This window comes from Melioribacteraceae bacterium (genome assembly GCA_030584085.1).
Taxonomy (GTDB): domain Bacteria; phylum Bacteroidota; class Ignavibacteria; order Ignavibacteriales; family Melioribacteraceae; genus SURF-28.
Window position 1 is genome coordinate 2,841,297 of sequence record CP129490.1, and the last position, 12,530, is coordinate 2,853,826.

6 protein-coding genes are annotated in these 12,530 nt (G+C 35.9%); all 6 read right to left on the bottom strand.

Translation table 11 applies throughout. The annotated features are described in order from the left end of the window. Positions 1 to 13 precede the first annotated feature (13 nt). The 6 genes from QY331_12955 to QY331_12980 all read right to left on the bottom strand — a co-directional run bounded on the left by QY331_12955 (position 14) and on the right by QY331_12980 (position 12,513). Positions 14 to 2,143 (bottom strand): S9 family peptidase, encoded by a 2,130-nt coding sequence (locus QY331_12955; protein ID WKZ68861.1) that lies wholly within the window; start codon positions 2,141 to 2,143, stop codon positions 14 to 16. Between the two features lie 324 nt (positions 2,144 to 2,467). Then, the gene (locus QY331_12960; protein ID WKZ68862.1) at positions 2,468 to 5,611 is read right to left on the bottom strand and encodes an N-6 DNA methylase; all 3,144 of its coding nucleotides are present in this window, start codon (positions 5,609 to 5,611) and stop codon (positions 2,468 to 2,470) included. A 2-nt stretch (positions 5,612 to 5,613) separates the two neighbouring features. Continuing rightward, positions 5,614 to 6,747 (bottom strand): ATP-binding protein, encoded by a 1,134-nt coding sequence (locus QY331_12965; protein ID WKZ68863.1) that lies wholly within the window; start codon positions 6,745 to 6,747, stop codon positions 5,614 to 5,616. 140 nt (positions 6,748 to 6,887) lie between these two features. Further along, positions 6,888 to 8,873, bottom strand: a complete 1,986-nt coding sequence (locus QY331_12970) for an oligopeptide transporter, OPT family (protein ID WKZ68864.1) — start codon at positions 8,871 to 8,873, stop codon at positions 6,888 to 6,890. Positions 8,874 to 8,887: 14 nt separating this feature from the next. After that, positions 8,888 to 11,683: a S8 family serine peptidase gene (locus tag QY331_12975; protein WKZ68865.1), complete on the bottom strand. Its 2,796-nt coding sequence runs from the start codon at positions 11,681 to 11,683 to the stop codon at positions 8,888 to 8,890. A gap of 2 nt (positions 11,684 to 11,685) precedes the next feature. After that, on the bottom strand, positions 11,686 to 12,513 hold the full coding sequence (locus tag QY331_12980) for a hypothetical protein (protein ID WKZ68866.1): 828 nt from the start codon (positions 12,511 to 12,513) through the stop codon (positions 11,686 to 11,688). Positions 12,514 to 12,530 lie beyond the last annotated feature (17 nt).

Sequence of the window (12,530 nt, forward strand, 5' to 3'; positions counted from 1 at the left end):
ATCTTTAAATTTGCTATTCTTCTATACCAACTAAATCCAACATAAATGCATATTGAAGAGCCGTTTTCTTATATGCTTTAAATCTACCCGATGCCCCACCGTGACCTGAATCCATATCACAATCAAATAATAATAAATTATTATCGGTTTTCATTTCGCGTAATTTAGCAACCCACTTTGCCGGTTCCCAATACTGAACTTGTGAATCATGATATCCGGTTGTTATTAACATGTTCGGATAATCTTGAGCTTTAACTTGATCATACGGAGAATATGACAACATATAATCATAGTAAACTTTAGCGTTTGGATTTCCCCATTCATCATATTCAAAAGTTGTAAGAGGAATTGAATCATCCAACATTGTTGTAACAACATCTACAAACGGAACTGCTGCCATTGCACCTTTGAATAATTGCGGAGCCATATTTACAACCGCACCAACAAGTAATCCGCCGGCACTTCCACCATAAATAAATAGTTTATCCGGATTAGTATAATTTTCTTCAATTAAATATTCGGAACAATCTATGAAATCTGTAAATGTATTTATCTTATTGAGAAGTTTTCCGTCATCATACCAATCACGTCCCAATTCTTGTCCACCGCGGATATGAGCAAGTGCGTAAATAAAACCACGGTCTAATAAACTTAATATAGATGAGCGGAAAAATGCTGACTGCGAGTATCCGTAAGAACCATATCCGTAAAGCAATGTTGGATTGTTGCCGTCAGTATTAATTCCTTTTCTATATACAATTGAGATTGGAATTTTTGTACCGTCATCGGCAATTGCATATAATCGTTTTGAATCATAATTATTCGAATCGAAATCTCCGAGAACTTCATCTTGCTTCATTAGTTCTCTTTCTTTCGTAGTCATATTATAATCATAAGTAGAAGTTGGAGTAACAAGTGAACTATAAATGAATCTTAGTTTATCAGTATCATATTCAGGATTTGTTGAAGGGCGAGCCGTGTAAACTTCATCTTGGAATTCGACATAATAATCTTTGCCATCTTCCCAATTAATAATTCTAATTTGATCGAGTGCATTTGATTTTTCTTGTACAACAAAATAATCTCTAAAGATTTCAATTCCTTCAACTAAGACATCGTTTCTGTGCGGAATTACATCTTCCCAATTCTCTTTTATAGTATTATCGATCGGTGTTTTCACAACTTTGAAATTCTTTGCGTTATAGTTTGTTACTATATAAAAGTGCTCGCCAAAATGATCAAGGCTGTATTCAAGATCTCTTTCACGCGATTGGATTATTTTGAATTCCGCATCCGGTGTGTCTGCATCAATAAATCTATACTCGTTCGAAACAGTTTGGCTAGAACCGATTATGATAAACTTATTTGATTTTGTTTTATATACAAACGTTGAAAACTCTTCGTCTGTTTCATGAAATACAAGTTTATCATTATCTTCGGTTTCATTGATTCTATGTTTGAAAATTTTATAAGCTCTTAGGGTTTGTTCATCTTTGCGTGTGTAAAAAAGCGTCTTATTATCATTTGCCCAAACCGATCCACCGGTTGTTTTGGTAATACTGTAATCAAGTAAATCTCCGGTTTCGAGATTTTTGATATATATATCATAATTTCTTCGACTTAATGTGTCGACCCCAAAAGCCAACATTTTATTATCGGGACTAACATTTAATCCCGAAACAGAATAATAAGCATAACCTTCTGCCATCTCATTAACGTTGAGCAATACCTCTTCTTCAGCGTCAAGTGAACCTTTTTTCCTACAGTAAATCGGATACTCTTTGCCCTCTTCATACTTCGTATAATAGTAGTAACCATTTTTTTTATACGGAACCGATTGATCGTCCTGTTTTATTCTTCCTATAATTTCGTCATATAATTTTTGCTGGAAGTCTTCCGTTTTCTTCATTACTTCTGAAGTGTATGAGTTTTCAGCGTTCAGGTAATCAAGTACTTTTTGATCATCTCGCTGATTCATCCAAAAGTAATTGTCTATACGTGTATCGCCGTGGGTAACTAATTCTTGCGGAATCTTTTCAGCTTTTGGAGGGATTACTTCTTTATTCATTAATACTTGACTCCATAGATTTGATGAGATGAATACTATTGCAATCATTAATTGAAGAAATGATTTTGGCTTCATTGTGTTCCTCGATTTTTTTGGCAGGTAAAGTTATGAAATTTCCTTAATAATAAGATTTGCGGAAATATAAATTTTTGTTGAACCCCGCCGGGGTTCTTTTTTTTGTGTTTCATTTTCTCCGTGTTTCACACGGAGCTATTCATATTCGACTGCTTTGCAGTCGTTTAACTCTTGCGTGTTTTACAACTCCGAAGGAGTTGAACATGAATAGACAAAATGATAAAAAGAAAATAATCCACAACTACGAAGTGGTTGAATAAAAAACCCCGACCAATTTTCATCAGCCGGGGTCTCAAATCTCACATCTTAAATCTCATATCTGCCTTACCCCTCAACCCCATCATACAATTCATCAATTTGCTTTTGTAATTCTATTGTATGATAAAGCGCTGTTACTATTTTGCAATAGGTTTCTCTTTCTTCGAGCGTGAGTTTTCTTCCTTTGCGGTCTTTTAACCATTTGTGGCAGACTTGATATCCGCCAATGTGATAATTCCATACTTCTTCGGGAACGGGTTCAAAGTATTGGTCTTTGTTTATAAACACTTTTCCATCTGTCATCCCGGACTTGATCCGGGATCTCGTTTTTTTGCCGGCAGATTCTGAATCAAGTTCAGAATGACCTTCTTTTTGGAAGCTTACCTTATCTACTTCATTACTTCCGTCTATTGGGAATTTGGTGATTGGTTTGTTTAACCGCTTTGATTTTAATAAATGTAAATCCGCAAGTTCTTTGCCGAGCTCACCGAGTTTTATGAACAACTTGTAATCTTTTGTGAACGGAATTCGCGGGAAATCAATTTTTAAAAACTCCGCATATTTTGTGCGGTAAGTGTTGCTATAAAGTACCGCGTAGATGTAGTAAAATATTTGTTCAGCAGTAATATCTTTTTTAAAATTTGTTTTTAGCTGCTCAAAAATCTCCGGTGCTATGTTTGGTTCTTTTTCGCCCGATGCAGAGCCGCTGAATAAGTCTTCTTTGGTTGTGTCGGGGTAGAGGTAGAGGGGAAAAACTAATTCACCGCCACGACGGTATAAATTAAAATCTACAATTGAATCAGAAACAAATACTATATCATAATTATCTGAACCAATAACACTGAATTGACGACCAATTGATAACGCAATATTTTTAGAAACTAAATTTTTCATCACTTCACCACGCGGCATACAGTGAAATCCTTTTGAGTTCCCAGTGTAATAGGTATAGCGTAAATCAAATGGACGATAAAGTACTTCAACTATTTTTTCCTTTTCTAATCCACTGTCAGTCAAATCTTTCTGTGCAAGATATACTTTCCAATCTCTAACATCATTCCCAAGTTTGTAAGTTTGCCGTGCTAATTCTGGATCGAGTTTGGCAAAATTTCTTACTGTTTTCCAAACATCCTCTTTTGTCCATTGTACTGTCAAGGAGTCTCTCGCAGTAACAATCCCCACACTATTCACCGGGAAAATCTCAGTAACTTTCGGCAGCTCATTATATTTTGCAAGGAGCGAAGAATCACTTTTCACAAAAAGATAAAACTCGCTCTGTGGTTTCAACTCTTTCCACTTAACAGAATTTATATCTTTCTTTTCAAGCCATTCGTATTTCTTTTCGCGTGTTCCGTAAATTTCAGAATGTAAAACTTGCTTTTTCTTCTTTTCTTTTTTAATAAAAAATGCAATCGCAACACCCTGACGAATATCGAAAACATTTTCGTCTTTACCGCCGTCGGGTGTTTTTTCTTTCTTTAAAGAATTGCCATGCAAATCGAGAATATAGATTTCATCAAAGCTGTTCATTAAAGATTGGCGCATTCCACGGAATGTAGGATTATCGAGATAGCTGTGATTTGTTATAAATCCCAATACACCTGTTCCCGCTTCGTCTATCTTCCATTGCGCGAACCGGATAAACTTTACGTAATCATCCTGCAGCCATTTGGGATTTTTTTCGCCAAGCGGTTTGCCGTCAACTTTGTAATATTCTTTTATTTCGGAAGAAATCCACTCGCCTGTATTTGATGAATGTCCCGAATAAGGCGGATTACCGAGCACAACAAGAATGGGAACTTGTTTTTTCACTTTGCCGGCTTCATGAGATTCGTGCGAGATGGAAGTCATACCCGGAAATTTAGCCTCTTCAAGTTCTTCCATATCGAGCGTGTTGGTAAGGTAATATTTTACGCGTTCGTCGTCTGCAAGTTTGTAACCGAGTTCTTCGAGAAGAAAAGACATTTTCATATGCCCGATAGCATAAGGCGCCATCATTAACTCAAAAGCATGGTAATTGTTGAGAATAGTTTTTCTGATAAAATCTTTAACAACACCTTTACCGTACTTTTCCTCTTTCTCTTCAACCGCTTTTTGAATTGCCTGCGCAAGAAAACTCAACGTTCCGCCGGCGGGATCGAGAAGCGTTACATTATCACCGGCTAAACCTTCGGCAATACCGAATTCCTTTTTCAAAATTTCGTGAAGCGAACGAACTATGAAAGAGACAACAGGTTCGGGCGTGTAATAAACTCCTCGCTTCTCTCTTGTTTTGGGATCGTAAACTTCGAGGAATGTTTCATAAAAGTGAAGTACGGGATCTTTGCCTTTGCCCTGCACAAAGTATTCTTCCAAAATTTTTTTTGTGTCGGCAACTTCAAGCACTTCAGAAATATCATCAACAATTGAAATCATTTGGTCGGGAATGTCGGTACTCGAAATAAAGCGGAACACATCGCGTAAAATACCGATTGATTTGGGAATGTAATCGTAAGCTAATTTTCTGTTAAACTTTTTGTCGGCGCGTAGACGAGCTGCAAAAAGTCCGTAAGTAATTGTCTGCGAATAAAGATCGGCAAATTCATCTTCGTCAATACCGGCAATTAAAAATTCTTTGAATGCATTATGAAACGATTGAATGTCCTTGTTATTTGCTTTTAATTCCTGTGCAACAACTTGATCTTTTAGAAAACGAGTACGTTTTGCAAGTTCGGTAGCAAGAGATTTTGCGTTGAACTTTTTCGGTATTGAATAATCGAGGAAATTATTGAGTAGTTCGAAAAATTTATCTTCATTTAATTCAGGCGGAACCGCCCCGAGTTTTGTAATATTTTTTGAATGAGCAATTTCAACTTTGTCGATAAACTTTCCGTCGCGATAAAACCGGAACTCGGTAAAATTAGTAAGCATCACATTAGGAAAAGTTGAAATGTAGCGCTCGAGTTGTTCGGAATCTTCAATTTTGTTTAAGTCTGTACCGATGGTTTTAGCTTCAATGTAACCTATTTGATTCCAATGTCCGTCGTTGACTTTAAAATCCGGGTTTCCGGCTTCGGTAGCTTTAGGCAGAATTGTAACATTAATTTTTCTTTTGCGTTTCTGATCAGAGAATTCAGTTAATAAATCTTTCAGGAAATCATAATAGGATTCTTCGCGAGCTTCGTCTTTGTTATAAAGGGTTGTTATTTGTTTGAGGTAGTTATTGAGCATGATTATTTTCTCAAATAAAATTTTTGAAACCACAACTTGAATACTGGATCAACAAAAACAATATTGGAGTTTTCGAAGTCTATAATTTCTTTAGCAATCAAAGCATTTTTTATTTTAACCACATTAGCAGAAGACCCTAATTTATAATTCAATACTACTTCCTTAGAACTGAATCCGGAAGTGACTTCATCTGCAAGAGCAGATAAAAAATTAATCTGAGTGTTACTTAAATTTTCGATTTCTCTTTCAAATAGAATCGAATTTTGCTCAAGTAATTTATTGAGTGAATATTCAAATATTTTGTCAGTTACAATTGATTCGGTATTATTCCATACAATATGAGAAAATTGTTGAACATAATACGAGTGTCTATCCATTGTGGTAACTATTAGTTCAGCAATTGATTCTGAAATATCTTTCTTTGTTGAGTTAAAGCGACTGACAATAAATTTAGTAAGTTCTACTTTATCGATTTTTTCCAAATTCAAAAGATCACCGAACTTATAAAAAGGCATTGACTTATTTTCAAATAGCTCCAACATCATGTGTCTTTTGCTTCCAAAGAGACAGTAAACGACTTTTTTATGATTCTGAAAAACTGATCTCAGCAGTTTTTGAAATTTTAAAGAATCAGAAAAACTGCTCAAATTTTGAAATTCATCAATACAGTAAATCACATGGATATTTTTCTTCTCAGCTATTTTTTCGGGCAAGTTTAGAATATCCGATGCAGTTTTGGAATCTTTGTTTAGATTAAACTTAATATTGAAATCGTTGATAGGATCTGTGCCAATGGTTATTTGGGGTGCTACCCTACTCAAAAAGTCTTTTGATAACGCAATCCATTCTTCAACTTTTGTTGAAGTGGATTTAATAATTTCTCTTGCGAATAAAGAAAAGAACTCATCTTCTGTTCTGACGCCAAATAAATCGATTAGACAAACCTTTACCTTATTGTTATTGTTGTACTTTACTAATGCTTTTTTAATTAGTGAAGTTTTACCCCATCTTCTTGGTGATAAAAGGATTGTATTAATGCCATTGTCAAAATTTGATATAAGATGCTTCAGGTCCTCCTTCCGATTAGTAAAGTAGTTTCCTTCAACAACCTTTCCAAATTGAAATGGTGATTCCATATTCTAAATATAATAAATTCAAATTACTAACCAAATGGTTACTAACCACTTAGTTAGTAACTATGCGGTTAGTTAAATATTAAAAAAACCCCGACCAACATTAATCAGCCGGGGTTTGTCTTAAAACTTTCGTATTAAATCTATTCTTCTTTCTTAGCTCTTAACGAATCCCAAATCATATAACCGATTAGTAATGCAAACATAGCAAAACCAAGTAATTCAGCTGAGTGAGAGGCTGCCCAATCATCCATATGCCATTCAAATCCGAAGTAACGCAACATTGCGGCAACAACACCCATTAATGCACCGCCGGCAATAAATCCTGACGCAATCAATGTTCCGCGTTCACGACGTGATTTATTTAATGCTTCATCTTTACTTCTGGTTGAAACAAAGTGTGAAATTAGTCCTCCGACTAAAAGTGGAGTATTTAATTCGAGAGGTAAATACATACCTAAGGCAAATGCAAGTGCCGGAACTCCAATCATTGTCAATATTAAAGCCATAAATGCACCGGCAACATACATCAACCAAGGTGCAGGCTGGTTTGACATTAGAGGTTGAATCACTGCAGCCATTGCATTTGCTTGAGGTGCAACAAGTGCTCCTTCGCCAACAAAACCATAAGTTTCGTTTAATATCAAGATAACCCAAGCAACTGTACCGGCTGAAACCGCTGTTCCTAAAAATTTCCATCTTTCTTGTTTGTATGGAGATGAACCAAGCCAATATCCAATTTTTAAATCGGTAATGAACGCACCGGCTACGGAAAGTGCGGTACAAACAACACCACCAATTATTAATGCAGAGATCATTCCGGGAGCACCGGTTAATCCAACGCTTACTAATATGATGGATGATAAAATGAGAGTCATCAATGTCATTCCCGAAACCGGGTTTGTACCAACAATAGCAATTGCGTTTGCTGCTACCGTTGTAAATAAGAAAGAGATGATCATGACAATTAATAAACCAACAAGCGCATGTGTAAAGTTGTCAACAACTCCAAACAAAAAGAATAAGAAAATAACAAGAGCTGTAAGAACGATTCCACCGGCAATTATTCCCATTGGGATATCACGCTTTGTTCTAATATTATTATCACCATTTTGATGCTTGCCAAAGATTTCCTTGAAACCAAGGGTAAAGGCAGTCTTGATAATTCCTGATGACCTAACTATGCCGATTATACCAGCCATGGCAATTCCACCAATACCTATATGACGAACATAACTTCCGAATATTTGCTCGGCTGACATATCTTTAATAAGCAATGTTGCACTAGCACCCACCGGAATTGCTATATAATCGCCCAGGTAAGAGAATATGGGAATTATCACAAACCATGCTACAAATGAACCCGCGGCTATAATAGCAGTGTATTTTAATCCAACTATATAACCAAGACCCATAACCGCGGCGCCGACATTTATCTTGAAAACTAATTTAAATTTATCCGCTAACTGTTCACCGAATGCAACAACTCTTGTGGAAAAAACTTCACTCCACAATCCGAATGTTGCAATAATGAAATCATAGATACCGCCGATTAGACCTGAGACAACAAGCACGATTGCCTGCTTTCCTCCCTTTTCGCCGGCTACTAGAACCTCAGTTGTCGCAGTAGCCTCAGGAAAAGGAAATTTCCCGTGCATTTCCGCAACGAAATATTTTCTAAAAGGAATAAGGAATAATATACCTAGGAAACCACCAAGTAAAGATGCCATAAATACTTGGAAGAAATCCGCTTCCAAATTTAAAATGTATAACGCGGGAATTGTGAATATTGCTCCGGCGACAACGGAGCCCGAGGTTGAACCGATCGATTGAATAATTACATTTTCACCTAGAGCTTTATTTCTCTTAATTAAAGTAGATAGTCCAACTGCAATAATTGCAATCGGTATAGCTGCTTCAAACACCTGCCCAATTTTTAAACCAAGGTAGGCTGCTGCAGCAGAAAAGAGAACCGCCATAATTAAACCGAGTGTAACCGAGTATGCACTAACTTCCGGATAATCCTTAGTTGGAGACATTATCGGGACGTATTCTTCACCTGGTTTCAGTTCGAAATACGCATTCTCCGGAAGTCCTACAATCGTCTGTTGATGCTCATGCTGACTCATTTATTCTCTCCTATTTAGAAATTGATATATATAGGTAATTCATATTCAACTTTACCGTTAGAGTTTTCAAATTTAATTTTACCAATCGGTGATACATTTTCGTCAAAGTTACTTTCAGAAAAATCTATATCCAAGATAAATTGTTCCGGAGTTGATGGATATAATACTGTATTCGATGAAGACTTATTTGTTACTTTAAATGACTTTTCCTCTTTAAGATTTGTAATTTCTTTTACAAATACATTTAGCTCACTCACTGTATCAACAAACGCCGGAACAAAAGTTAATGTGTACTCCGTATTTTCTTTACTACTATTGGATAATGAAATTGAAGCATCTTTATAACCGAACCCAGTATTCGAGACTATTTTGCCTTCATCATTATAAATGACTACGGCAAAATCTGTAACTTTATTGAAATGTTCAGGAGAAACTGAAAGCTCAAATACTTTCTCATCTTCATCTTCATTAAAGGTAAATTTATGACTGATAATTTCTTCATCCTTAAATTCTATTGTATATTCTTTTTCGTAGCCGGTAATTGCGCCGGATAACTTATAACGAAGGATATCACTGTAATTATTTACAACCGTCACATTACTTTGCAGTTTTTCAACTTTATTGCCTTCCACAATTTGGATTGATTGGAATTCAATATCTAAATTATAATCAACTGAATCAACGGCTGTGAATTGGCCAACTACAACCAACTCATAAACTCCCGGAATTAGATCATAATAAAATCTTTCCGATGAATTAACTCCTTTTTCAGATTCAAGTGCACGAATTCCGCCAACTCCTCTTCCTTCTGGATCATGCAAAGAATACCATGTATTGCAATATTTTCCTTCATCATATGAAAGAGTTACTTTCATAGAAGAAGCGGCTGGAGGTACCTCCAAGAAATATCTATTTATTTCAGCGGGAGCTAATTTACCAGAAGTTTTTAGTCGATATTTATTTTCCGGTGTAAACTTATGTGGTAAAACAACAGTTGCTATCATTTCAAATTCGGGAGTTTTAGAATTGTCGCTTCTATATGCCACAACTTTTCCACTATATAATCCCGGTTCTGTTAATTTTGTTTTATCAAACTGAACTGTGACTTGTGCTTTTTGAGTATTGCGAATATAGGTTTTGTTTGATATAGGAATGATCCAATCGGCTTCACTTTTAATATTGTATGATCTGAAAAATTTATCTGTTTTATTGAAATTATTTCTGGCGATCGAATAAGTAAACTTTTCAACACCGGTTAAGTATGAACCATTTCTAATATAAAGTTGATCAGCTTTTCCACTTGGTGTGGTTGGCGCATCGGAAGAAATGGTATATGTCTCAAATTTATTAATCTCGCCATCTTTGATATATTTTTTCAACAACTCATAAGCATTCATTACATTTATCAATCCACCGCCTTGATCTATCGGATCATATTCTTGTAATGGGACAGCACTTTCTCTCATAGCTTTATACAAAACAAGTGAAGGTACTTTTATATCAGGATGTTCCACTTTCATCGCGCTTAAAAGTAAAGACATAACTCCGGCAGTATATGGTGCAGCCATACTTGTTCCCCAGAATCTATCGCCGCGAGTCCAATAAGGAACGGTTGAGGTTGCAGCACCCGGTGAAACCAGATCGGGCTTGTTTACTTCACCGCCGCGTGAACTGAAATGTAATATAACATCTCTATCAATCGGCGCACTGTAAAGATCATGTCCAACTTCTTTAGCTAATACCGCACCGGAAACAAAAACCGAATTTGAAGATGATGGTAATCCTACAGTAGAAATTCCGGGACCTTCATTTCCAGCTGAAACCGAGATATATAAATTTGGATTTGCACTTACAAGTTTATCAAGATACTTCTCCATTTCTGCTAGACCATGAATTTCCGATCCTATTCCATAACTCATGTTGATAATAATCGGCATATCAAGTTCACGTGATAATTTGTCAGCATAATCATATGCTTCCTTCATACTTCCTGCGGTTGTTGCTCCACCGGAATAAATACTGCTTCCGATTTTTAGACTTCCTAAATAAGCTCCGGGTGCAACTCCATAAAATTCATCATTACCTATTTTATTTCCCAGAGCAATGCCGGCACAATGTGTTCCGTGAGATACTCCATCATAATGGAAAACAACTTTTTTGTCTTCCGGGAAAATATTTAATCCCATTGTGTATTGTGGTTCATCAACTTCTGTCTTTATAATAAAATCATCTTGATTAATCTTATAGTTCATTATTGGCTTTTCATCATCAAGCTTTCCGTCATTATTCGAATCAAGATATACAACCCAATTCTTAGAATCGATTGGTTTAAAAACGATAAAAACAAATTTATCGTCAGTCTTGCCGTTATTATCTAAATCGGTTGTTCTTGAAGAAGAATTTTTCCAATGTTGTTCATCAATTGCTCCGATAAAAAACTCTTCATTATTTGAGAGAAGATTATTCTGATGAACTTTTACTTTTAATTTTTCATTTTCATTATAGATAAATAATGTATCACGTTCTTCATCAACTTCAGCTTCTAAATAATAAAAATCACCTTCGCCTGAAAAGTCTTGAACATCAAGAACTTTTTTCTCGCCTGTAGTAGTTGTTGTTAATCCATCAATTCCGAAATCAACACCGGAATCCATTACTAAAATTAAAGTTCCTCTTCCATCGTATTCTGGAAATTTTTGTAGGAATTCTTTTACACCCGTCGATTTTAGTGCAATAAAACTTTGATCAAATTCTTGCGCAAAAATAATTGACGCAAAAAATAAGCAGCTAAATAAAAATAATTTTTTCATCATCACTCCATGGTTGAAGATTGCATCTCAATTTGTTGTTCGTCGAGTTTATTATAATCGAGTTCGGAGCCGAGTAAGCTATGCGGAATTAAATATACTATCAGCATAACAATTGCAGCACCGAGAGCCCAAGTTTTAGGTCTATTTGATTTTTTGTACATAAAAAAGGCAATCAACCAAGCGATAAGAGCGATAAGAGTTTTGTTGTCGGTTAAATCCGTACCGAATGGGAATCCCGTCCACCATGCGCCAAAAGCATATAATTGCACTGCCGGACCAAGAACAAAACCTCCTAAAAGTAACAAGCCGAGTGTCCAATAAGTTAGTTTAAATAAATTGTCTTTCCCTTTTCTAAAAAACTCCAACCCGGTTCTGGTGGCTAACAACATTGCGGCAAACATTCCAATAACGTGGGGAATTAATAACCAAGTTGGGACATCTCCCTTAAATCGAATAACTACATTTTGTTTGGCGGGAATTTTTTCATCGTTCATTTCAATATAATATTCAAGCTTGCCTGCCGGAGGTTGGTTGGGTAAATCAGCAATTAATTTTTCTCCAACTCTTTTCATTGGAACCGGAATAAATTCATCATCAGTTTTGAATCTCTTCCAATAAAGCGTTCCGCTGACCGAAGCATCATCTATCTCTATCTCAACGGGAGCATCCTCTGTTCCGCCAAATGTTCTAAGAAGTTTGTAATTAATTGTTTTTTCGTTGATTGTAACTTTTCCGCTAAGCGGGTAAGTTGGGCCGGTTATTCGCTGATATACCGCGGATGAAATGGTGATTACAACAGCAATCAACCATAAGAGAATTGTATTTTTCATACACCTTTTCTGAAAGT